This window comes from Streptomyces sp. GESEQ-35 (assembly GCF_017948485.1).
Classification (GTDB): Bacteria; Actinomycetota; Actinomycetes; order Streptomycetales; family Streptomycetaceae; genus Streptomyces.
On the sequence record NZ_JAFFSX010000039.1, the window covers coordinates 43,332 to 64,619 of the forward strand.

At 70.7% G+C, this 21,288-nt stretch carries 20 protein-coding genes; 7 read left to right on the forward strand and 13 right to left on the reverse strand.

Annotation, left to right across the window (positions count from 1 at the left end; genetic code table 11):
• From KCH87_RS45315 to KCH87_RS45335, 5 genes are all read right to left on the reverse strand, one after another.
• A complete protein-coding gene (locus KCH87_RS45315) occupies nucleotides 1–864 on the reverse strand; it encodes an ABC transporter permease (RefSeq protein WP_210593816.1) in 864 nt (287 codons plus the stop codon).
• Nucleotides 861–2,033 (reverse strand): ABC transporter ATP-binding protein, encoded by a 1,173-nt coding sequence (locus KCH87_RS45320; RefSeq protein WP_210593817.1) that lies wholly within the window; start codon nucleotides 2,031–2,033, stop codon nucleotides 861–863. Before KCH87_RS45320 ends, KCH87_RS45315 begins: the two co-directional genes overlap by 4 nt.
• 110 nt (nucleotides 2,034–2,143) lie before the next feature.
• A complete protein-coding gene (locus KCH87_RS45325) occupies nucleotides 2,144–2,914 on the reverse strand; it encodes an ABC transporter permease (protein WP_210593818.1) in 771 nt (256 codons plus the stop codon).
• Between the two features lie 2 nt (nucleotides 2,915–2,916).
• Nucleotides 2,917–3,870, reverse strand: a complete 954-nt coding sequence (locus KCH87_RS45330) for an ABC transporter ATP-binding protein (RefSeq protein ID WP_210593819.1) — start codon at nucleotides 3,868–3,870, stop codon at nucleotides 2,917–2,919.
• Nucleotides 3,871–3,879: 9 nt separating this feature from the next.
• Complete coding sequence (locus KCH87_RS45335; RefSeq protein WP_210593820.1) at nucleotides 3,880–5,223, reverse strand: MDR family MFS transporter; 1,344 nt, start codon at nucleotides 5,221–5,223, stop codon at nucleotides 3,880–3,882.
• A gap of 90 nt (nucleotides 5,224–5,313) precedes the next feature.
• Between KCH87_RS45335 and KCH87_RS45340 the strand changes: the two genes are divergently transcribed.
• Complete coding sequence (locus KCH87_RS45340) at nucleotides 5,314–5,871, forward strand: TetR/AcrR family transcriptional regulator (RefSeq protein ID WP_210593821.1); 558 nt, start codon at nucleotides 5,314–5,316, stop codon at nucleotides 5,869–5,871.
• Nucleotides 5,872–6,234: 363 nt separating this feature from the next.
• Here the strand turns inward: KCH87_RS45340 and KCH87_RS45345 are convergent, their stop codons facing one another.
• The 3 genes from KCH87_RS45345 to mce form a co-directional block, all read right to left on the reverse strand.
• Nucleotides 6,235–7,170 carry a cellulose-binding protein gene (locus KCH87_RS45345; protein WP_210593822.1) on the reverse strand — a complete coding sequence of 312 codons (936 nt, stop codon included), beginning with the start codon at nucleotides 7,168–7,170 and terminating at the stop codon, nucleotides 6,235–6,237.
• A 183-nt stretch (nucleotides 7,171–7,353) separates the two neighbouring features.
• The gene (gene scy / locus KCH87_RS45350) at nucleotides 7,354–11,202 is read right to left on the reverse strand and encodes a polarized growth protein Scy (protein ID WP_210593823.1); all 3,849 of its coding nucleotides are present in this window, start codon (nucleotides 11,200–11,202) and stop codon (nucleotides 7,354–7,356) included.
• Nucleotides 11,203–11,584: 382 nt separating this feature from the next.
• The gene (gene mce / locus KCH87_RS45355; RefSeq protein WP_210593824.1) at nucleotides 11,585–12,025 is read right to left on the reverse strand and encodes a methylmalonyl-CoA epimerase; all 441 of its coding nucleotides are present in this window, start codon (nucleotides 12,023–12,025) and stop codon (nucleotides 11,585–11,587) included.
• 147 nt (nucleotides 12,026–12,172) lie between these two features.
• Between mce and KCH87_RS45360 the strand changes: the two genes are divergently transcribed.
• Both KCH87_RS45360 and meaB read left to right on the forward strand, forming a co-directional pair.
• Entirely contained in the window at nucleotides 12,173–13,375 is a 1,203-nt protein-coding gene (locus tag KCH87_RS45360; RefSeq protein ID WP_210593825.1) for an acetyl-CoA C-acetyltransferase, read from the forward strand.
• 39 nt (nucleotides 13,376–13,414) lie between these two features.
• Nucleotides 13,415–14,371 (forward strand): methylmalonyl Co-A mutase-associated GTPase MeaB, encoded by a 957-nt coding sequence (gene meaB / locus KCH87_RS45365; RefSeq protein ID WP_210593826.1) that lies wholly within the window; start codon nucleotides 13,415–13,417, stop codon nucleotides 14,369–14,371.
• 148 nt (nucleotides 14,372–14,519) lie between these two features.
• Here meaB and KCH87_RS45370 read toward each other — a convergent pair whose 3' ends face one another.
• Nucleotides 14,520–15,158 (reverse strand): PepSY domain-containing protein, encoded by a 639-nt coding sequence (locus tag KCH87_RS45370; protein WP_210593827.1) that lies wholly within the window; start codon nucleotides 15,156–15,158, stop codon nucleotides 14,520–14,522.
• Nucleotides 15,159–15,274: 116 nt separating this feature from the next.
• Between KCH87_RS45370 and KCH87_RS45375 the strand changes: the two genes are divergently transcribed.
• On the forward strand, nucleotides 15,275–15,937 hold the full coding sequence (locus KCH87_RS45375; protein ID WP_210593828.1) for a response regulator transcription factor: 663 nt from the start codon (nucleotides 15,275–15,277) through the stop codon (nucleotides 15,935–15,937).
• A complete protein-coding gene (locus tag KCH87_RS45380; protein WP_210593829.1) occupies nucleotides 15,934–17,352 on the forward strand; it encodes a HAMP domain-containing sensor histidine kinase in 1,419 nt (472 codons plus the stop codon). Before KCH87_RS45375 ends, KCH87_RS45380 begins: the two co-directional genes overlap by 4 nt.
• 8 nt (nucleotides 17,353–17,360) lie before the next feature.
• On the opposite strand, the gene KCH87_RS45385 is transcribed toward KCH87_RS45380, so the two are convergent.
• The 4 genes from KCH87_RS45385 to KCH87_RS45400 all read right to left on the reverse strand — a co-directional run bounded on the left by KCH87_RS45385 (nucleotide 17,361) and on the right by KCH87_RS45400 (nucleotide 20,005).
• Entirely contained in the window at nucleotides 17,361–17,837 is a 477-nt protein-coding gene (locus tag KCH87_RS45385; protein ID WP_210593830.1) for a MarR family winged helix-turn-helix transcriptional regulator, read from the reverse strand.
• 92 nt (nucleotides 17,838–17,929) lie between these two features.
• Nucleotides 17,930–18,685 (reverse strand): AIM24 family protein, encoded by a 756-nt coding sequence (locus KCH87_RS45390; protein WP_210593838.1) that lies wholly within the window; start codon nucleotides 18,683–18,685, stop codon nucleotides 17,930–17,932.
• 35 nt (nucleotides 18,686–18,720) lie between these two features.
• Nucleotides 18,721–19,371: an AIM24 family protein gene (locus tag KCH87_RS45395; protein ID WP_210593831.1), complete on the reverse strand. Its 651-nt coding sequence runs from the start codon at nucleotides 19,369–19,371 to the stop codon at nucleotides 18,721–18,723.
• 1 nt (nucleotide 19,372) lies between these two features.
• Nucleotides 19,373–20,005, reverse strand: a complete 633-nt coding sequence (locus KCH87_RS45400) for an AIM24 family protein (RefSeq protein WP_210593832.1) — start codon at nucleotides 20,003–20,005, stop codon at nucleotides 19,373–19,375.
• A gap of 192 nt (nucleotides 20,006–20,197) precedes the next feature.
• On the opposite strand from KCH87_RS45400, the gene KCH87_RS45405 reads away from it, so the two are divergent.
• Together KCH87_RS45405 and KCH87_RS45410 are read left to right on the forward strand one after the other, a co-directional pair.
• Nucleotides 20,198–20,542 (forward strand): DUF3817 domain-containing protein, encoded by a 345-nt coding sequence (locus tag KCH87_RS45405; protein WP_210593833.1) that lies wholly within the window; start codon nucleotides 20,198–20,200, stop codon nucleotides 20,540–20,542.
• Nucleotides 20,539–20,832 carry an MTH1187 family thiamine-binding protein gene (locus KCH87_RS45410; RefSeq protein WP_210593834.1) on the forward strand — a complete coding sequence of 98 codons (294 nt, stop codon included), beginning with the start codon at nucleotides 20,539–20,541 and terminating at the stop codon, nucleotides 20,830–20,832. Before KCH87_RS45405 ends, KCH87_RS45410 begins: the two co-directional genes overlap by 4 nt.
• The last annotated feature ends 456 nt before the right edge of the window (nucleotides 20,833–21,288 follow it).

Sequence of the window (21,288 nt, forward strand, 5' to 3'; positions counted from 1 at the left end):
TCAGACGTCCCGCTGCTCCTGAAGGGCGTAGGCGCCGACGAAGGCCGCGGCCGTGATGCCGAGGACGATCCACAGCGGGTCCCAGCCGGAGGGGCCCGTCTCGGTGAGCGACTGGGAGTAGAAGACGCTCAGCTGGTTCGGGATCGAGTACTCGAACAGCGCCTGGCGCAGGTCCTCCAGCGAGGACGAGAACATGAACAGCGCGATCACCAGCGGGGCCAGGACGACGCCGATCATGATCGTGATGGCGCCCGCCGAGTGCCGGACGATCGCCCCGACGATCAGCGAGAGCAGCCCGATCAGCGCGATGTAGAGGGACACGCCGACCGTGCCCTTCAGCCACTCCCCGCCGGTCGGCTCCCGGGCGCCGTCCACCATGCCCACCTGCACGAAGGCCACGAACGAGGTCGCCACCAGCGTCACCACGAACGCCACGGTGAAGAAGACGATCGCCTTCGCCGCCAGCACCCGCCCCCGCGAGGGGCATGCGGTCATCGTCGTGCGGATCATGCCCGTGCCGTACTCCGAGGCGGTCGTCAGCACACCGAGGGTGATGATGCACATGACGCCGAGGAGCAGTCCGAAGAAGCCCAGGGCCAGCGGGTTCTCGTCGCCCAGATCGTCGTTCGAGTTGGCGACCAGCGCGCCGGCCGACAGCCCGATGCCGACGACGAGCAGCACGAACACGCCCAGTGTCCACATCGTGGAGCGCACCGACCGGATCTTCGTCCACTCGGAGGCGAGAGCGTGCCCGAGGTGCGTCCGGACGACCGGGATCGGCGAGGTGTACGTCGGGAACGGCGAACCGGGCGCCGCCTGCCACGCGGGCGCGGCCTGCTGCGTCGGGGGCTGGGGCGTGCTCATCGGGCGTCCTCGGGCTTGGTCGGGGCGGCGGGCGTCGGCTGCGCGGCGGGCGCGGGCTGGGCGTAGGGGTTGGGCTGCCCTGCGCCAGGAGCGCCGTACGGGCCCGGTCCCTGCGGAGCCGGCGGTGCGAACGGCTGCCCGCCCTGCTGGGGCGGCGGCGGGGCGTACCAGCCGGGCTGGCCCTGCCCCGGTACCGGCATCGGCGGCTGCATACCCGGCGGCAGGGGCTGCATGAGCCCCTCCTTCTGGTCGACCGTCGACCGGTAGTCGACGGCGCCCTGCGTCATCCGCATGTACGCCTCCTCCAGCGAGGCCTGGTGCGGCGACAGCTCCCACAGGCGTACGTCCGCCTCGTGCGCGATGTCGCTGAGGCGGGGGAGCGGCAGCCCCATCACCCGCAGCGCGCCGTCCTGCTCGGGCAGCACATGCCCGCCGGCCTCGGTGATCGCGGTGGTCAGCTTCTCGCGCTGCTGCGGCTCGGTGTCGGGGGTGCGGACGCGCGCGAAGTCGGCGGAGTTCGCCGAGATGAAGTCCGTGATGCGCATGTCGGCGAGCAGCTGCCCACGGCCGATGACGATGAGGTGGTCGGCGGTCACCGCCATCTCGCTCATGAGGTGGGACGACACGAAGACCGTACGGCCCTCCGCCGCGAGCGACTTCATCAGGTTGCGCACCCAGAGGATGCCCTCGGGGTCGAGGCCGTTGACCGGCTCGTCGAACAGCAGCACCTGGGGGTCGCCGAGCAGTGCGGCGGCGATGCCGAGCCGCTGGCCCATGCCGAGGGAGAAGCCCTTGGAGCGCCTTTTCGCGACGTCCTGGAGGCCGACCACGCCGAGCACCTCGTCCACCCGGCGGGCCGGGATACCGGACAGCTGGGCCAGGCACAGCAGGTGGTTGCGGGCGTGCCGGCCGCCGTGCACGGCCTTGGCGTCGAGCAGGGCGCCGACCTGGCGGGGGGCGTTGGGCAGCTTGCGGTACGGGTAGCCGCCGATCGTCACCTGACCCGACGTGGGGTTGTCCAGGCCGAGGATCATCCGCATCGTCGTCGACTTGCCCGAGCCGTTGGGCCCGAGGAAGCCGGTGACGGCACCGGGCCGCACCTGGAAGGAAAGGTTGTACACAGCGGTCTTGTCGCCGTAGCGCTTGGTCAGGCCGACTGCCTCGATCATGCTCCGCACCCATCAAAAGGTTCAGGACAGCAGGGCGCACGCCCCCGTAAGGGTTAGGAGGATATCCGGGCGCTGACGGTTCCGTTCAAAACGAAGCAAAATCGTAAGGCTCAGGCGTCCCGCTTCTTCAGCAGTACATATCCACCCACAAGCGCCGCGACGACCCACAGCACCATGATCGCGAGTCCGCCCCAGGGGCCGTACGGCGCGTCGTCGTCGATCGGCGTGACCACCTGCATGATCTTGCTGCCGGCCTGGTCGGGCAGGTACTGGCCGATCTTCTTCGTCGCCGAGACATTGCCGAGGATGTTGGAGATCAGGAAGAAGAACGGCATCAGGATGCCCAGCGACAGCATCGGTGAGCGCAGCATCGCGGCCACGCCCATCGAGAACATAGCGATGAGGGTCATGTAGACCCCGCCGCCGATGACCGCGCGCAGCACGCCCGGGTCGCCGATGGATGCCTTGAGGTCGCCGAGCATCGCCTGGCCCAGGAAGAACGTGACGAAGCTGGTGACGAGGCCCACGGCCAGACAGAGGCCGGTGGCGACCGCGATCTTGCTGAACATGAAGTTGCCGCGCTGCGGCACCGCGGCCAGCGAGGTGCGGATCATGCCGGTGCTGTACTCGTTCGAGACGACGAGCACGCCGAACACGATCATCGCCAGCTGGCCGAGGCTCATCCCCGCGAAGCTGATGAAGGTCGGGTCGAAGGAGAGCTGGTCCTGCCGGTCCATGTTGTCGAAATCGTTCTTCGACAGGGCCGAGATCAGAATGCCGAGGCCGATCGTGACGACGACGGCGAGGGAGAGCGTCCAGACCGTGGACGCGACGGAGCGGATCTTCGTCCACTCGGAGCGGATGACCTGGGTCGTCGCCATGTTCAGGCCCCCCTGTTCCAGCCGTTGCCCCACGGTTCTTCCTGGGGGGCGTCGGAATGTGCGTGGTATTCCACCGACTCGGCGGTCAGCTGCATGAACGCCTCCTCCAGCGAGGCCTGCTGAGGGCTCAGCTCGTGCAGCACGATCTGGTGCTGCGCGGCCAGCTCACCGATCCGCTCGGACTTGCTGCCGTCCACTTCGAGGACTCCGCTGCCGCTCTCCACGACCGTGACCCCGGCCCCGTACAGCACATCGAGCAGCCGCTCGCGCTGCGGGGTGCGGATCCGGACGTACGACCGTGAGTTCCGCGCGATGAAGTCGGCCATGGAGGTGTCGGCGAGCAGCCGGCCCTGGCCGATGACGACGAGGTGGTCGGCGGTGAGCGCCATCTCGCTCATGAGGTGGGACGACACGAAGATCGTACGGCCCTGCGCGGCCAGCGATTTCATGAGGTTGCGGATCCAGTGGATGCCCTCGGGGTCGAGGCCGTTGACGGGCTCGTCGAACATCAGGATCCGCGGGTCGCCGAGCAGGGCGCCCGCGATGCCGAGCCGCTGGCCCATGCCGAGCGAGAAGCCCTTGGCCTTCTTCTTGGCCACGGAGGTGAGCCCGACCGTGTCCAGTACCTCGTGCACCCGGCTCTTGGGGATGCCGTTGCTCTGCGCCAGGCACAGCAGGTGGTTGAAGGCGCTGCGGCCGCCGTGCATGGCCTTGGCGTCGAGGAGCGCGCCGATGTACTTCAGCGGGTCCTTGAGCTGGTCGTAGTGTGTGCCGTCGATCCGCACGTCACCGGCGGTGGGCCGGTCGAGGCCGAGCATCATGCGCATCGTCGTCGACTTGCCCGCGCCGTTCGGCCCGAGGAATCCCGTGACGATCCCCGGTCTGACGGTGAACGTGAGGTTGTTGACCGCGACTTTCTCGCCGTACCGCTTGGTCAGGCCCTCAAGCTCAATCATGCGGCAACGCTAAGACGGGCGTTCGGCAGATGCCACCCGGACAGGCAAACCGAGACCAACGGCTGCGGCAACAATTGTGAAAGCCGTCACCCACAGAAAGGCATGCGCGAAGTCCGAACCGCCGTGCCCCTGCGCCAGGATCGCCGCGAGGACGGCGGTGCCGAAGGAGCCGCCGAGTTGCTGCACGATCCGGATGCCGGTACTGGCGTCCGGGATGCGCACGGGGTCGAGGTCCCGGTAGGCGCCGACCATGGCGGCCATGTTGGCGGCGCTCATCCCCAGGCCGCGCACCACGAGGGCGACGGGCAGCAGCGTGGCGCCGGGGTGCCGGAAGGCGAACGGGAGCGTGCCCGCGGCCGACAGCAGCAGTCCGCCGACGGCGACCGGGCGGGGGCCGAGCCGGTCGGTGAGCGGTCCGGTCACCCGGGCCAGCAGGCTGCCGAGCCCTTGCGGTGCCAGCAGCAGTCCGGCGGCGATCGCGCCCTCGCCGCGCGCCTGCTGGTAGTACAGCGGCAGCAGGAACATCCCGCCGAACAGGCTCAGCCCGCCCAGGAACGTCAGCGCCGACGAGACGGCGAAGGCCCGGTCGCCGAACAGGCGTAGGTCGACGAGGGGTTCGGCGGTCCGCAGGGCGTGGAGGGCGAACGCGCCGACGAGGAGGGCCCCGAGCGGTGTCGCCGTCGCCCGGGTGGGACCGTCCGCGGAGAGGCCGTAGACGAGGGCGGCGAGGCCGGGGGAGAGGAGCAGTAGTCCGGTCAGGTCGAGGCGCTTGCCTGGCCGGCCGGTGTCCCGGGGGACGCCCCGCCACGCCAGGGCGAGGGCGAGCAGGCAGACGGGCAGGTTGACGTAGAAGATCCACCGCCAGCTGAGGTGACCCACGATCAGGCCGCCGAGGACGGGGCCGAGGATCGGCCCGAGCAGCGCGGGCAGCGTGATCACGGCCATCAGCCGGCCGAGGTTCCGCCCGCCCGCGGCTCGCATGACGAGCGTCTGGAGCACGGGCAGCAGCATCCCGCCACCGGCGCCCTGCACCACTCGGAAGACGACCAGTGACCCGATGTCCCAGGCGAGCCCGCACAGCACCGACCCGGCGAGGAAGAGGGTGAGCGAGCCCAGCCAGACGCGCCGGGCGCCGAATCGCTCCACCGCCCATCCGGACACCGGCACGACTACCGCCAGCGCCAGCAGATAGGCCGTACTCACCCACTGCACGGCGGCCGTCGAGGCGTCCAGGTCGTGGCCGAGGGTGTGGAGGGCGATGGACACGATCGTGCTGTCCAGGAGTGGGGCGAGGGCGCCGAGGACGAGGATGCCGGCGAGTTTGAGGACGGCGGGGTCTGGTCGCGTGGTCATGGCACTCCCATTGGAGACGTTGCGTCTCTTACGTCCACGATAGGCTCGCGCCAGTAAGAGACGCAAGGTCTCCTAATGGGAGGTGTGCGGATGCCTGGTGAGACCACGCGGCGCCGGGGTGCCGCTCTGGAGGCCGACCTCCTGGACGCGGCCTGGGCGGAACTGGAAGCGGTCGGATATGCCCGGCTGACCATGGAGGGCGTGGCGGCCCGGGCGAAGACCGGCAAGCAGGTCCTGTACCGCCGCTGGGGCAACCGCGCGGAACTCGTCATCGCCGCCCTGCGGCACCGCACCGGGTCGATCGCCGACCGGGTGCCCGACACGGGGACGCTGCGGGAGGACGTACTGGAGGTGCTGCGGGCGGGCGCGCGCCGGCAGCGGCAGATCGGGCCGGACACGGTCCACGGGCTGCTGGCGGAGGCCCGGGACGTGGACCCCGCGTTCTTCGGCATCATGCGGGACGTACTGCGGACCGTCGTGGCACGCGCCGCCGAGCGGGGCGAGATCCCGACGGCCGACCTCCCCCGACGGGTGCTCACACTCCCCGCGGACCTCCTTCGCCACGAAATCCTGCTGAGCCGTCAGCCGCTCACGGACCAGACGCTCGCCGAGATCGTGGACGACGTCTTCTTGCCGCTCGTGGGGTGACAGAGGCGCACCGCCTTGGGCGGGGGTGCGTGGCGGAGGCTCGTGCTCTTGGGTGGGGGTGCGTGGCGGAGGCTCGTGCCTTGGGCAGGGGATCCATGGCGGAGGCCCGCACCCCTTGGGCGGGGGGTGCGTGACGGAGAGCGCGCACCGCCTTGGGCGGGGATGCGTGGCGAAGGCTCGCGCTCTGGGCGGGGATACGTGGCGAAGGCCCCGCACCGCTTGGGCGCGGGGCCGTGACGGAGGTTCGCGCCCTCTCCGCGGGGCGCATGACGAAGGCCCGCGCCCTCTCCGCGGGGCGCATGACGGAGGCCCGCACCCCCTGGCAGGGGATGCGGGCCTCGGTCGTACTGCTACCTCACATGCTTACCGGGTCTGCTGCGCCGGGACTCCGCGGGAGATCGGCTCGTCCTCGGCCGGCGTGCCGGCGGCGGCCACCGCGGCGCCCGTGAGCGTGGCGAGCATCTCGCGCACGTTCGTCAGCTGGGCGTTGATGCTGTCGCGGCGGTTGGTGAGGGCGGCCAGCTCGCGCTCGGATTCCGAACGGATCCGGTCGGCCTTGGCGTTGGCGTCGGCCACGATGTCCTCGGCCTGGCGCTGAGCCGTCTCCACCGTCTGGCGGGCGCGGCGCTCGGCGTCCGTGCGCAGCTTCTCCGCCTCCAGGCGCAGCTGCTCCGCGCGGTGCTCGATCTCCGCGAGGCGCTTCTCCGCCTTGGCCTGACGGGACGCCAGGTCACGCTCGGACTGCTCGCGGCGCTTGGCGAGGTTCGTCTCGAAGTCGGCGGCGGCCTGCGCGGCCTTCGCACGGGTCTCCTCGAAGAGGGCGTCCGCCTCCTCACGCTTGGACTGCGCGTCCTTCTGCGCCTCGGCACGCAGCTGGGCGGAGTCGCTCTTGGCCTTCTCGACGATCCGGACGCCCTCGTCCTCGGCCTTGGACTTGCGCTCCGCAGCGAACGATTCTGCGTCGTTGCGTACCTGCTGGGCCGAGGACTCGGCGAGTTCACGGTGCTGCTCGGCTGCCCGGCGGGCCTCCTCGCGCAGATCCTTGGCCTCTTCTTCGGCGAGACGGAGGATCTTCTCGACACGCGCGCCGAGGCCGGCGTACGACGGCTCTGCGTCGTTCACCTGAGCCTGGGCGTTCTGCGTTTCGAGATGGAGTTCCTCGATGCGCTTTTCCAGAGCGGTGATGCGGGCGAGAGCGCTGTCACGGTCGGAGACGAGCTTGGAGATCCGTTCGTCCACCTGAGCGCGGTCGTACCCACGCCGCACTAGCTCGAAGCCGTAGGGGGAAGTGTCGCTCATGGGGTTCCTGTCGAATGAGACCGGTGAGGTGATAGGGGGAATCCTAGGGGCCGAAGCGGTCTGTCATCGAGCGGATACGTGTTTGATCTGGAGAATGACACCCCTTTTGAGTGGCTAACCGTCAGACGGCTTGCCAAAGACTTGGTCAAAGGCCCCAGAACGCATCGAAACTCGCCGACTCCGCTAGCTCTCAGAGGACTTGCCACCTGATCGGGGGGCGCCGACCGTCGCGCCCGCCTTGACGGCGCCGTCCTTGCCGGCCGTCGGGGCCTCGAAGGACTCCAACGCCTCCAGGACGTCCTGGACACGGGAGATCTCGGCGTTGATGTCCTCGCGGCGCCGCACCAGGGTCTCCAGCTCGCGCTTGCCCTCCTCGACAGTGCGCTTCGCCTCGCGGATCGCCTCGGCCTTGAGCTCCTCGGCCTCCCGGACCAGAGTGGACTTCTTCTGCTCGGCCTCCTTGAGGAGCCCCTCGGCCTTCTTGACGGCGGCGATACGGACCTTGCCCGCCTCGGAGTTGGCCTCCGAGACCAGCTCCTTGGCCTTCGCCTGCGCCTTGGCGAGCTGCTCCTCCGCGGCCTTGATGAGCGCGTCGCAGCGGTCGCCCGCCGACTTCATCGTCTCGGCCGACTCACGGCGGGCCCGCTCGTGCAGTTCCTCGATCTCGGCCGTGATGCGGTCGCGCAGCTCCTCGGCGCGCTCCCTGATCGAGGTGGCGTCCCGGCGGGCGCCGACGAGCAACTCGTCCGCGTCCGTACGGGCCTTCTCCACCCGTCCGTTGCCCTCGACCGTCGCCTCGGACACCAGCCGGTCGGCCTCGGTGCGGGCCACGCCGACCATCGTGTCGGCCTGCGCCTCGGCCTCGGCCGTCGTCTTGTGCGCCTGCTGCTGCGCCTCGGCGAGCAGCTTGTCCGCCTCGGCGGTGGTCTCCGTGATGAGCGTGTCGACCTGCTCGGCCGCCTCGGAACGCCGCTTGTTGGATTCCTTGCGGGCCTCGTCGAGGGCGCGCTCGGCCTCCTCGCGCGCGGACGACACCAGCCGCTCGGCCTCCGCCTCGGCCGCCGCCTTGACCCGTGCCGCCTCGCTGCGGACCCGCTCCGCGTGCTGCTGAGCCGAGCCGACCGTCTCGGCGGCCTCCGCGCGCAGCCGCTCCGCGTCGCTGGTCGCGTCCGACATCCGCTGCTCGGCCTGGGCGACCGACTCGGACCGAACCCGCTCGGCCTCCGCGGCCGTGTCCGTGGCCAACCGCTCTGCCTCGGACCGCGCTTCGGTGATGAGGGTGTCCGCCTGCGTGGCCGCGTCCGACCGGATCCGGTTGGCGTCGTCCCGGGCGTCCGCCCGGCTGCGTGCGGCGTCCTGCTCTGCCTGCGCGGTGAGGCCCGACGCCTCCGCGCGCACCCGCTGGGCATGCTCGGACGCGTCCGAACGCAGCCGCTCCGACTCGGCGATCGCCTCCGAAACGGTGCGCTCCGCAAGGGACTTGGCCGCCTCGGTCTCCTCGGCCGCCTCGCGCCGGATACGGCCCGAGTCCTCGCTGGCCCGCTCCCGCTCGGCGTAGGCGTCCGCGCGAACCCGGTCGGCCTCCTCCTGCGCCTCGCGCCGGGTACGGTCCGCCGCGTGCTCGGCGGCGGAGCGCAGCCCGGTGATCTCCTCCTGGGCCTGCTCGTGCAGTCCGACGACCGAGTCCCGTACCTGCTGGGCGTGTTGCTCGGCCGCCGACACCATCTCGGTGGCACGCCGGTCGGCCTCCTCGACCAGCCTGACCGCCTCGGCCTGCGCCTCCTCCACGCGGTTGCGCGCCGAGGCCAGCAGCTCCTCGCTCTGCTCGCGGGCCCGCTCACGCTCCTGGTCCGCCTCCTGGCGCGCGGAACCGAGGAGTTCCTCGGCCTCACGGCGGCGCCGGACGGCCTCTTCCTGGGCGGCGGCCAGCGTCTCCGTGGCCTCCGTGCCGAGCCGCTCGGCGGCGGCCTGCGCCTCCGCCCGTACCCGGTCGGCCGTCTCCTGGGCCTCCGACTTCAGCCGCTCGGCCTCCGCCGCGGCCTCGGACCGCAGGCGTACGGCGATGGCCTCGCCCTCCGCACGGGAGGCGGACGCGTCCGACGCGGCCTCGTTGCGCAGCCGTTCGGCCTCCGCCTCGGCCTGTGCCTGGAGCGTGCGGATCCGCTCGGCGGACTCGGCGCGCAGCCGCTCGGTCTCCTCGGCGGCCTCGCGGCGGATCCGCGCGGCCTCCTCGCGGGCGTCGGTCAGCGCCTGCTCGGCCGCGGCGAGCCGCTCCTCGGCCTCCGTGTGCAGCCGGGTCAGCCCCTCGGCGGCCTCCTCGCGGCGGGCCTCTATGGCGCGCTCGGTCTCCTCGTGCAGTTCGCGCGCGGCCCGCTCGGCGTCGGCCTTGATGCCCTCGGACTGCTCGACGACCTCCTCACGGTGCCGCTCGGCCTCCTGACGGGTGCGCTGAAGAGTCTCCTCGGCCTGGCGGCGCAATGTCGTCGCCCGCTCGATGGCCTCCGTACGGACCTTCTCGCTGTCCCCCTGGGCGGTCTGGCGCAGCTCGTCCGCGTCGGCCCTGGCCTTGGCGAGCAGCTCCTCGGCGGTCTTGGCCGCCTCCTCGATCTGCTGGACGGCCTCCTTGCGGGCCTCCGCGCGGATCTTCTCGCCCTCGGCGACCGCGTCGCCGCGCAGCTGCTCGGCCTCGCCCCGCAGCCGGCGGGCCTCCTCCTGGAGCTCGACCGTCTTGGCGCGGTACTCCTTGGTGTCGTCCTTCGCCGCGCCCTTGAGCCCCTCGGCGATGTCGTGTGCCTGGGCGCGCAGCCGGTCCGCCTCGGTCTCCGCCTCGGAGCGGATCCGCTCGGCCTCCTCGGTGGCGGCCTTGGTGGTGTTCTTGGCCTCCTCGGACGCCTTGTTGAGGACGTCCTCGGCGGTCCGGGCCGCTTTGGCGAGCTGGGAGGCGGTCTCCTCGGCGGTGAGGCTGCGGGCGTTCTCCTCGGCCTCCGCGACGATCTTCTCGGCCTTGGCGCGGGCCTCCTCGACGACCTGCTCGGCGTCCGACTTGGTGGTCTCGGCCTCCTTGGTGGCCTCGCTGACCAGCCGGGCGACCTGCTCCTTCGCCGTACGCGTGCGCTGCTCGTTGGCCGCCTCGGCGCTGGAGAGGGCCTTGGCGGCGGCCTCCTTGGCCTCGGTGAGCACCTTCTCGGCCTCGGACTGCGCCGTCCGCAGCGCCTCCCCGGCCTCCGTCATGCGCTGCTCGGCGGCCCGGCTCAGCTCGGTCGCCTCGCGGCGGGCGCTGTCGGACTCGGTCGCCGTGGAGGTGCGCAGCTGCTCGGCGTGGTCGGTGGCCTCCTGGGCCTGGGTGGAGGCCGCGTTCAGCAGGCGCTCGGCGTCCGTGCGGGCGCGGCGCAGGAGCTGCTCGGCCTCCGCGCGGGCCGTCTCGGCGTCTTTCAGCAGCCGCTGCCGGGCCTCGGCGGTGACCCGCTCGGCCTCGGTACGGGCCGCCGCCAGAGCCTGCTCGGCCTCCGTACGGGACTCCTCGAGCAGCCGGCGTGCCTGCGACTCGCTGCGGGCGCGCAGCTGCTCGGCCCACGCCACGTTCTCGTTGACGTGCGACTCGACGGTCTGCCGGCGCTCGGCCAGCTCCTGGTCGAGCTGCTGGCGACGGGTGACCGCCTCCTGATGCAGCTCCGCCTGGAGCCGGGCCGCCTGCTCGGCGTGCTCCTGGAGGATCCGCTGGGTCTGCGCCCGGGCCTGGCTCATCTCCCGCTCGGCGTCCAGCCGCAGCTGGTCGGCCTGCATCTGGGCATTACGCAGCAACTGCTCGGCCTGATAGCCGATGTCGCCGCCCTCATAGGCCGGTCGGGACATGAGGGTGCGCCGCGCCTCGTGCAGCTTGGCGCGCAGCACCTCGACCTGGTAGCCGAGGTCCTCGGCGTGCTGAATCGCCTTTTCCCGCTCGGTCTTCAGCCGCTCCATCTCGGCCTCGAACCGAGAGAGGTGGTCGACGTCAGCCGCCGGCTCTCGCTCCTGGCGTTCGTAGCCCCGCACTGCGCGGTCCCATCCGTCCCCTGGTCGCAAGTCTCTCCAAACGAGCACCGTCCATCCGCCGAACGGGGCCCCCGGGGAATGGTGTCAGATCAACGACGGAGCATGGGCTTCCGCCCCGACGCTCGCCCCCCGAAACCCGGACCCCGGCGGTCCCTCCGTCAAAGGTGGTGTCGTCCGCCCGAAGGGCGGGCCTCGCGGCGTCTGGTGCGTACGATCGCAAGGCGCCGAAAGGGCCTCGTAGCGGAGCTACTAGGGCCTTTCGGCAACGCGGCGAGCGTGCGTGCCAGGCGTCGCGAGGCAGGCACCACCTTTGACGGAGGGGCCAGGCCGCCCCCCTTGAGGCGCGACCGCCCCCAACCCTACCGGCCCATATGTACGAGGGTCAGTGCTCAGGTGACTCAACAGGCGCCGAAGTGACCAGTTCTGTCAGGACACCATGGCAATCCTTTGGATGCAGGAAGGTGATCCGTGACCCCATGGAGCCGCGTCGGGGCTCCTCGTACAGGACGCGTACGCCCTTGTCCTTGATGTCCGCGGCATCGGTGTCGACATCCGCCGTACCGAAGGCGATGTGGTGGACGCCCTCACCGTTCTTGGCGAGCCACTTCGCCACGGTGGAGTCCTCACGGACGGGCTCCAGGAGCTGGAGGTAGGAAGCCCCGCCGTCGGACGTATCGTTGATCTTGAGCATGGCCTCACGCACGCCCTGCTCCTCGTTGACCTCGGTGTGGAACACCTCGAAGCCGTACGTGGCCCGATAGAACTCGACGGTCTTGTCGAGGTCGAAACAGGCGATCCCGATGTGGTCGATTCTCGTCAGCATGTACGTAGTGGAGCGCTCCCCATGCGGTTGCGCAACGTGCGGGCGATCACACCGACAGCCGGATGACGGGGTGGACTACCGCTCAGTACATTCGAAGTAAACCCTCGTTCACTCCTCAGCTGTGCAGCTGAAAGGGGATCGCACCTCATGTCTGGAACGAACACCACGACATCCGTCATCGTCGCGGGTGCCCGAACTCCGATGGGCCGGTTGCTCGGCTCCCTCAAGTCGTTCTCCGGCGCCGATCTGGGCGGCGTCGCGATCAAGGCCGCCCTCGACCGTGCGGGAATCGGTGGCGACCAGGTGCAGTACGTGATCATGGGCCAGGTGCTCCAGGCCGGGACAGGGCAGATCCCGGCACGCCAGGCCGCGGTCAAGGCGGGCATCCCGATGTCCGTCCCGGCGCTGACGGTCAACAAGGTCTGTCTGTCGGGCCTCGACGCCATCGCGCTGGCCGACCAGCTGATCCGGGCCGGTGAGTTCGATGTGATCGTCGCGGGCGGCCAGGAGTCCATGACCAACGCGCCCCACCTGCTGCCGAAGTCCCGCGAGGGCTTCAAGTACGGCGCCATCGAGATGCTCGACGCCATGGCCTACGACGGCCTGACCGACGCCTTCGAGAACATTGCCATGGGCGAGTCGACCGAGAAGCACAACACGAAGCTGGGCATCGCGCGCCCCGAGCAGGACGAGATCGCCGCCCTGTCCCACCAGCGCGCCGCGGCCGCCCAGAAGAACGGCATCTTCGAGGCCGAGATCACCCCGGTGGAGATTCCGCAGCGCAAGGGCGAGCCCGTCGTCTTCAGCAAGGACGAGGGCATCCGCGCGGAGACGACGGCCGAGTCCCTGGGCAAGCTGCGTCCGGCGTTCACCAAGGACGGCACGATCACCGCCGGTTCCGCCTCGCAGATCTCCGACGGTGCGGCGGCCGTGGTCGTGATGAGCAAGGCGAAGGCGCAGGAGCTCGGCCTGGAGTGGATCGCCGAGATCGGCGCCCACGGCAATGTGGCCGGTCCCGACAACTCGCTCCAGTCCCAGCCGTCGAACGCGATCCTGCACGCCCTCAAGAAGGAGGGCCTGGACGTCTCCGACCTCGACCTCATCGAGATCAACGAGGCGTTCGCGGCGGTTGCCGTCCAGTCAATGAAGGACCTCGGAGTGTCCACCGAAACGGTGAACGTCAATGGGGGTGCGATTGCCCTCGGTCACCCGATCGGCATGTCGGGCGCCCGCCTCGTCCTCCACCTGGCGCTGGAGCTGAAGCGCCGGGGCGGCGGCGTCGGCGCGGCCGCGCTGTGCGGTGGCGGCGGCCAGGGTGACGCGCTCATCGTGCGGGTACCCAAGGGCTGAGCAGTCTGTTTGTACGTCGGTGAGCTGAACGGAGCTGTGATGCAGGACGTCTCCACGCTGGTGGCCCAGGCCAGGGAGGGCAGGCCGCGTGCCGTGGCCCGGCTGATCTCCCTGGTGGAGGGGGCGTCCCCGCAGCTCCGCGAGGTCATGACGGCGCTGGCCCCGCTGACGGGCAACGCGTACGTCGTCGGCCTCACCGGCTCGCCCGGTGTCGGCAAGTCGACATCGACGTCGGCGCTGGTCACGGCGTACCGCAAGCAGGGCAGGCGGGTCGGCGTCCTGGCCGTCGACCCGTCCTCGCCCTTCTCCGGCGGCGCCCTGCTCGGCGACCGCGTGCGCATGTCGGAGCACGCGTCCGACCCCGGCGTCTACATCCGCTCGATGGCGACGCGCGGCCACCTGGGCGGCCTCGCCTGGTCCGCGCCACAGGCGATCCGCGTGCTGGACGCGGCGGGCTGCGAGGTGATCCTGGTCGAGACGGTCGGGGTCGGCCAGTCGGAGGTCGAGATCGCGTCCCAGGCGGACACTTCGGTGGTCCTCCTGGCCCCCGGCATGGGCGACGGCATCCAGGCGGCCAAGGCCGGAATCCTGGAGATCGGCGATGTGTATGTCGTCAACAAGGCCGACCGCGACGGCGCCGACGCGACCGCCCGCGAGCTGAACCACATGCTGGGCCTCGGCGAATCCCGCGGCCCCGGCGACTGGCGCCCCCCGATCGTCAAGACGGTCGCCGCCCGCGCCGAGGGCATCGACGAGGTCGTCGAAGCCCTGGAGAAGCACCGCGCCTGGATGGAGGAGCGGGGCGTCCTGGCCGAGCGCCGACTGGCCCGCGCCTCCCGCGAGGTCGAGACGATCGCTGTCACCGCCCTGCGCGAGCGGATCGGGGATCTGCACGGGGACCGCCGGCTGAGCGCGCTGGCGGAGCGGATCGTGTCGGGGGAGCTGGACCCGTACCGGGCGGCGGACGAGCTGGTGGCGGGGATTACGGAGGGATGACGAGCGCTCCGCGGGAAGTTCCGCGATGGGCCGTCGATCGTCTGCGGGCCCGTCGTGGCTGGTCGCGCCCACGCGGCGGAGCCGCATTTCGATACAGCCCCGCGCCCCTATAGGGGCGCCACGGCGCCCCTATAGGTCGCGCTGATCGTCAGTCGTCGTCCCCGTCGTCGTCGGCGCCGCGGTCGTCGTGGCTGTCGTCGTCCGTGTCCGCCGTGACCTTGCCGGTGTTCAGGTCGACCCGATAGTCGCGGTCGTCCTTGCCGGAGGGGTGCGTCTCGACTTCCCAGGCCTTCGAACGGCCGTCGTCGTCGAGGTCGATGTCCGTCACCGTCCCCTTGGAGGCGGTGGCCGCGGCGGCCTCCGCGGCGGTCACGGAGGTGCCCTTCAGGGCGGCGCGTACCTCGGCGATGTCGTCGTCATCGTCCTCGCGCCCGGTGTGGGAGCCGAGGACCTTACCGGAAGCCGGGTCGATCCGGACCTTGTGCCAGGTGTCGTCGCCGGCGAGGACACGGACCTTCCACTGCGCCGGGCCGTCGTCGTCACCGTCGTCGTCCAGTTCGGCGGAGACAGCGGTGCCCGGGGCTTCCTTCAGGGCGGTGGCGATGGCGTCGGCGGCGGTCACGGTGCCGGACGCCACCCGCGCCGAGTCGTCGTCCCCCGTCACCCGCACGTCCGTCTTCCGCGCCGCCGCCCCGTCGTCGTCCCCCGCGGCCGCGAGCGCCGTGGCCGTACCGCCCCCGATCAGTGCGGCGGCCGTGACAGCGGCGATCACGATGTTGCGCTTCATGCGGATTCCTCCCGAGTCGTTTGCGTTTCGACGTGAATCAATGTCGCCGACGGACGCTGAGAGGAACCTGAAGCCGCCTGAAGAGATCTTCAGCTCGGCTTTGTCACGCTGTACCCATGCGCCTGTTGATCGTGGAGGACGAAAAGCGGCTGGCCCTGTCGCTCGCCAAGGGCCTGACGGCCGAGGGCTACGCCGTCGACGTCGTGCACGACGGCCGCGAAGGCCTGCACCAGGCGACCGAGGGGACGTACGACCTGGTGATCCTCGACATCATGCTCCCCGGCCTCAACGGCTACCGCGTCTGCGCCGCCCTGCGCGCCGCCGGCCACGACGTGCCGATCCTGATGCTCACCGCCAAGGACGGCGAGTACGACGAGGCGGAGGGCCTCGACACGGGCGCGGACGACTACCTCACCAAGCCGTTCTCGTACGTCGTCCTGGTCGCCCGCATCAAGGCCCTGCTGCGGCGGCGGCAGGGCGCCGGGGCCTCGCCCGTGCACGTCCACGGCGATCTGAAGGTCGACACCGCGGCCCGCCGCGTCTTCCTGGACGAGGACGAAGTCACCCTGACCGCCAAGGAGTTCGCCGTCCTGGAGCAGCTGGTGGTGCGGGCCGGCGCGGTGGTGTCCAAGGCCGAGATCCTGGAGCACGTCTGGGACTTCGCGTACGAGGGCGATCCGAACATCGTCGAGGTGTACGTCTCCACCCTGCGGCGCAAGCTGCGCGCCGGGCTCATCCGGACGGTGCGCGGCGCCGGCTACCGGCTGGAGACGGCGTGAGAGGGCGGCTCTTCGGCTCCGTACGCTCCCGGGCGACCCTCGGCGCCACCCTCGTCGTCGCCGTGGCGCTGCTCGCCGCCGGGACCGCCGTACTGCTGTCCCTGCGGTCCAACCTCCACGGCCAGGCGGGCACGCAGGCCGAGCGGACCGCGCGGGAGGTCGCCGCCGACCTCGCGACCGGGAAGACGTACGAGCAGCTGTCCCTGGACGACGACGCACGGCCGGTCCAGGTCGTCGACGAGGACGGCAGGCTGGTCGCGGCCAGCGAGGACCTGGAGCGGATCAGCGGGACGGACACGGACGCGGTACGGCCGCAGGCCACGGGGGGCAGCCCGGCGGAGGGCGAGGACGACGATGACGACGACTCCGACGACCAGTCCCTGGAACCCGGTGAGATCGGCCGGCACACCAACTTCCATGACGGTTCCGCGACCATCGAGGGGGAGACGGACGACTACCGGTTCGCCGAGGTCCATGTGGAGGTCCCCGGCAGGGGCGGACTCACCGTGTACGCGGGCGCCCCGCTCTCGGCCGAGCAGAGCGCCGTCAACACCGCGCTGACCGTCATGCTGATCGGCTTCCCGCTGCTGCTCGGAGTCGTCGCGGGCGTCACCTGGCTGGTCACTCGGCGCGCGCTGCACCCGGTCGAGGGCATCCGCAGCGAGATGGCCGCCATCACCGCCTCCGAGGACCTCACCCGGCGCGTCCCCGAGCCGGACACGCACGACGAGGTGGCCCGGCTCGCCCGGACCACCAACGAGACGCTGGCCGCCCTGGAGACCTCCGTGGAGCGCCAGCGGCGGTTCGTCGCCGACGCCTCGCACGAGCTGCGCAGTCCGATCGCGTCGCTGCGCACCCAGCTCGAAGTGGCCGCCGCGCATCCGGAGTTGCTGGACCTCGACGGGGCGGTCGCCGACACCGTGCGCCTCCAGCACCTGGCCGCCGATCTGCTGCTCCTGGCCCGGCTGGACGCGGGGGAGGGGCCGACCGGCACGCGCGTGGACCTGGCCGCGCTGGCCAGGGAGGAGGCCGAGGGCCGGGCGGGCGTGACGGTCGAGGCCTTCGACGCACTCGAAGTGACCGGATCCCGCGGACAGTTGGGGCGCGTGCTGGCCAATCTGCTGGACAACGCCCGGCGCCATGCGCGATCGGCGGTCACCGTGGCCGTACGGCGGGACGGGGACCGGGCGGTGGTCGAGGTCGCCGACGACGGCGACGGGGTGCCCGAGGCCGACCGGGGGCGGATCTTCGAGCGGTTCGTACGGCTGGACGCCGCCCGCAGCCGTGACGACGGCGGTGCGGGACTGGGCCTCGCCATCGCCAGGGACGTCGCCGTGCGGCACGGGGGCACGCTCACGGTGCGGGACGCGCCGACAGGCGGAGCCCTGTTCGAACTCCGCCTGCCGCTTGCCTGATCAGGACGTCAGGGGCGCCCGCGCTGCCCGCGCAGATGCTCCGCGATCGGCTTCAGGCCCTTGTCGAGCTCCGTCAGCGCCTCGGGGGACAGCAGATCGATGAAGTGCCTCCGCACAGACGCCACATGATGGGGCGCGACCTTCTTCATCGTCTCCATGCCGTGCTCGGTCAGCACGGCGAACAGTCCACGGCGGTCGGACTCGCAGTTCTCGCGCCGCACCAGGTCCGCGTTCTCCATGCGGGTGATCTGGTGCGAGAGGCGGCTCTTGGACTGGAGGGTGGCGGCCGCGAGGTCGCTCATCCGCATCCGTACGTCATCCGACTCGGAGAGATTCACCAGGATCTCGTAGTCGTTCATCGTCAGGCCGAACGGCTGAAGGTCCTTTTCGAGCTGGTACGTCAACAGCCTATTGACCTCCAGGTGGGTGCGCCAGGCGCACTGCTCCGCATCGGTCAGCCAGCGCGTGGCCGTCTCGGTCTCCATGAATGAAGTCTACCTAAAAGGTTGAAAGGCGAACTAATGAGGGTGGTGTGACTGTGCGCACGCGTTCGATGTCACACTCCGCAGACTACCGCTCACAGCCCGAAGCGACGCTGGAGGTCCCCCAGCTGTCCGGGAAGACGCGGTGCGCCCGTTTGCTGTGGGGTGCCTGCGTGACCCCCCTGGCCACCGGGTACCCCCGCCTGGTGCGGGACCGCCCCCGTGGCCTGCTCCGCCATGAGGGCTTCGGTGGACTGGAGCAGGACCGTACCGGCTCCCACGAACTCGAACTGATGCTCCTCCCCGGAGGCCCCGCCGAGGCCCGTCATCGCACGTAGACCGCCCATCAGGCCCGTCATGTAGCCGTGGTCGTAGTGATGGCACGGCGACGGGCAGTCGGCCCAGCCGACGAGCGCCTGCGGGTCCACCCGGATCGGCGGTTCCATGAACACCACCGGACCGTTAGATGCGGCTACGAACTTGCCGGTTCCGATCAGCGTCAGAAATCCCGGAACGATCGACTGCTTGAGCGCGAGACTTGGCTGAAAAGCGAGCAGGTTGCCCGAGCGAATGGTCAGATTGCCGTTCTCGAGGTCGTACGAATTCACGTCGAAGGCCCGGTCGGCGAGGAGCATCTTGCCGGAGCCCTCCGCCACGACCCAGTCGCTCGCGTGCAGAGGCGAATGAAAGGACGTACGGACAAGTCGGTCCAAACGTCCGTGCCCGATGCCGTTGAAGTCGATCGAGCCGTAGTAGGCGATCATCTTCCCCTTCTGGAGGAACCACTGAGAGCCCTTGAGCTCCACGCAGAAGGTGTAGTTGTTGACACTGTCGTCGACGGGCAGGGTCATCGGGTCGTGGACGACGACGCCCGGAGTTCCGTAGGTCACAGCTTCTCCTCCGAGGCCTGGACGTACACCGCACCACTGCCGCTGAGCTCCAGCTGGAACGCCTCGCCCGACCCGCGGCCCACCATGTCCCGCCAGCCCAGCGCGGTCGACAGCTTGTTCCGCACATCGCCGTGATGTGCCACATACGCCTGCGGGTCGACATGGACGGGCCGCTGCGGGGTGATCGGTATCTCGAAGACACCGCCGTGCGCCATCACCGCGACCGCGCCCTGCCCCTTGAGGGTCGTCGTGAACAGCCCCTGCCCCGACACCTGGCCCCGCACCATGCCCATGACGCCGCCCTGGGATCCCAGGAACATCGTCCCCTGCTGGAGCGTGCCTTCGAAGGCGAGCAGCCGGTCCGCCTCCACGCACAGCGTGTCGCCGGCGAGGTTGATCACTTGGACATGGTGGCCGCCGTGCCCGAACAACACAGTGCCGCTGCCCTCGACCGACATCAGCGGGGTGTCCTCATTGGCGACCCGGCGCCCGATCATCGACATGATCCCGCCCGAGCCACCCGCCATATTGGGCGTGAAGGACACCTCACCCTTGTACGCGAGCATGGCCCCGCGCTGACTGAACAGCCGCTGCCCCGGCATCACAGTCGCCTCGACCATCTTCGAGTTGATCTCACGAAAGCCCATGTCACACATCCCCCGCGACGGTGTTCCGCTCGCTGGGCTGCACATACACGAGCCCATCCCCCTCGAACCGGATCTGGAAGGCCTCGCCGCCGCCCTCGCCCATGAACGTGCGGAACGTCACACCGGACTGGAAGGACTGCCGCAGATTCCCCTGATGCGCAACGTAGGCACCCGGATCAACACTCAACGGAAACTGCGGACTCACCCGCAGCACCACCGCAGGACCATCGGACATGATCGCCGCCTGCCCGTGCCCTTCCACAGTCGTGGTGAACAGCCCATTGCCCTGCGAGGCGCCGCGCATTCCAGTGAAAGACGTGCCCGTGCGCAGCCCGCCGTCGGTCGCCAGCAGGTTGCTCGACTCCACGTACAGCTTGTCCCCCTGGAGACTCACGAGGTTGATCTCGGACGCGCGGTCCGCGAACCAACAAGTCCCCTGCCCCCTCACCTCCATCACCGTCATCTGCTCGCCGGTGATCCGCCGCGTCACCATCCCGCGGACGCCCTCACCGCCGCCGCTCAGCTTCTTGAAGGCCATCTGCCCGTCGTACGCGACCATCGAGCCGTTCTTCGCCTTCACGGCGTCCCCGGTCATGTCGACGGCGAGCACCTTGCTGCCTTGAAGTCGGAACATCGCCACGATGCGAAAATAGCCGGACGCGCTGCCCGCCAACAGGCCCCACAGGTGGAGACCGACCCTGATCGCACCCCTAGGGGCGAGAGGCCCGCACCCCCACCCAGACACCCACGCAACTGTTTGCCACAATGGGCGCACGTTTGTGCCCGTGTTCACAAGCAGCCGAGCCTCTCCCACCGAAGGTGACCCGTGGACCTCAAGACCGCCGCCGCCCTCCGCCGCCTCCGCCTCGTCTCGGCCCCCGAGGCCGTCTCGTTCCTGCTCCTGCTGGTCTGCTCGGTGCTGAAGCGGACCACGGACTTCAACGCGGTGCCCGTGATGGGCATGATCCACGGCGTCCTCTTCATCCTGTACGTGATCTTCTGGGCGGACGCCTGGAACCGAGTGAAGTGGCCCCTGAAGACCGCCGCCCTGTACTTCGTCCTCTCCGTCCTGCCCACCGGCGGCTTCTTCGCCGACCGCAAGCTCAAGCACGAGGCCGAGAACGCGGTGATCGCCTCCCGCGCCCGCAAGGAAGGGATCGTGAACGCGTGATCGTCGCCTTCTCCGTGACGCCGCTGGGTGTCGGCGAGGACGTAGGGGAGTACGTCGCCGACGCCGTCCGCGTCGTCCGCGAATCCGGCCTGCCCAACCGCACGGACGCGATGTTCACCTCCGTCGAGGGCGAGTGGGACGAGGTCATGGACGTCGTCAAACGGGCCGTGGCCGCGGTCGAGGCGCGCGCCCCGCGCGTCTCCCTGGTCCTCAAGGCGGACATCCGCCCGGGCGTGACGGACGGCCTCACCTCCAAGGTGGACACAGTGGAGCGACACCTGGCCGACTAGGCCGCACACACGACACCCGGCGAACCCCGGCCCTCATGGGCCGGGGTTTCCTCGTCCCACCCTTGTGACCGCGACGGCCCGCAGTCGCCCACGGCGAGAAGGGGACGGGGCGGGGGGTGTCCGCCCGCAGCGGTTGTCGCGTCAACACGGGCACCTCTCTGAGAGACCGAGTCGCGACGTTCCGAGGACGGACACCCCCCGCCCCGGCCCCCCCCCCCCCCCACCCCCACCCCACCCCCCCACCCCCCCCCCGCCCCCCCCGCCCCCCCCGCCCCCCCCCCCCCCCCCCCCCCCCCCCCCCCCCCCCCCCCCCCCCCCCCCCCCCCCCCCCCCCCCCCCCCCCCCCCCCCCCCCCCCCCCCCCCCCCCCCCCCCCCCCCCCCCCCCCCGCCCCCCCCGCCCCCCCCCCCCCCGCCCCCCCCCCCCCCCCCCCCCCCCCCCCCCCCCCCCCCCCCCC

Excerpts from the sequence above, each read along its gene's own strand:
- KCH87_RS45315 (WP_210593816.1), bottom strand. The coding sequence starts at position 864 with ATGAGCACGCCCCAGCCCCCGACGCAGCAGGCCGCGCCCGCGTGGCAG.
- KCH87_RS45320 (WP_210593817.1), bottom strand. The coding sequence starts at position 2,033 with ATGATCGAGGCAGTCGGCCTGACCAAGCGCTACGGCGACAAGACCGCT.
- KCH87_RS45325 (WP_210593818.1), bottom strand. The coding sequence starts at position 2,914 with ATGGCGACGACCCAGGTCATCCGCTCCGAGTGGACGAAGATCCGCTCC.
- KCH87_RS45330 (WP_210593819.1), bottom strand. The coding sequence starts at position 3,870 with ATGATTGAGCTTGAGGGCCTGACCAAGCGGTACGGCGAGAAAGTCGCG.
- KCH87_RS45335 (WP_210593820.1), bottom strand. The coding sequence starts at position 5,223 with ATGACCACGCGACCAGACCCCGCCGTCCTCAAACTCGCCGGCATCCTC.
- KCH87_RS45340 (WP_210593821.1), top strand. The coding sequence starts at position 5,314 with ATGCCTGGTGAGACCACGCGGCGCCGGGGTGCCGCTCTGGAGGCCGAC.
- KCH87_RS45345 (WP_210593822.1), bottom strand. The coding sequence starts at position 7,170 with ATGAGCGACACTTCCCCCTACGGCTTCGAGCTAGTGCGGCGTGGGTAC.
- mce (WP_210593824.1), bottom strand. The coding sequence starts at position 12,025 with ATGCTGACGAGAATCGACCACATCGGGATCGCCTGTTTCGACCTCGAC.
- KCH87_RS45360 (WP_210593825.1), top strand. The coding sequence starts at position 12,173 with ATGTCTGGAACGAACACCACGACATCCGTCATCGTCGCGGGTGCCCGA.
- meaB (WP_210593826.1), top strand. The coding sequence starts at position 13,415 with ATGCAGGACGTCTCCACGCTGGTGGCCCAGGCCAGGGAGGGCAGGCCG.
- KCH87_RS45370 (WP_210593827.1), bottom strand. The coding sequence starts at position 15,158 with ATGAAGCGCAACATCGTGATCGCCGCTGTCACGGCCGCCGCACTGATC.
- KCH87_RS45375 (WP_210593828.1), top strand. The coding sequence starts at position 15,275 with ATGCGCCTGTTGATCGTGGAGGACGAAAAGCGGCTGGCCCTGTCGCTC.
- KCH87_RS45385 (WP_210593830.1), bottom strand. The coding sequence starts at position 17,837 with ATGGAGACCGAGACGGCCACGCGCTGGCTGACCGATGCGGAGCAGTGC.
- KCH87_RS45390 (WP_210593838.1), bottom strand. The coding sequence starts at position 18,685 with ATGACCCTGCCCGTCGACGACAGTGTCAACAACTACACCTTCTGCGTG.
- KCH87_RS45395 (WP_210593831.1), bottom strand. The coding sequence starts at position 19,371 with ATGGGCTTTCGTGAGATCAACTCGAAGATGGTCGAGGCGACTGTGATG.
- KCH87_RS45400 (WP_210593832.1), bottom strand. The coding sequence starts at position 20,005 with ATGTTCCGACTTCAAGGCAGCAAGGTGCTCGCCGTCGACATGACCGGG.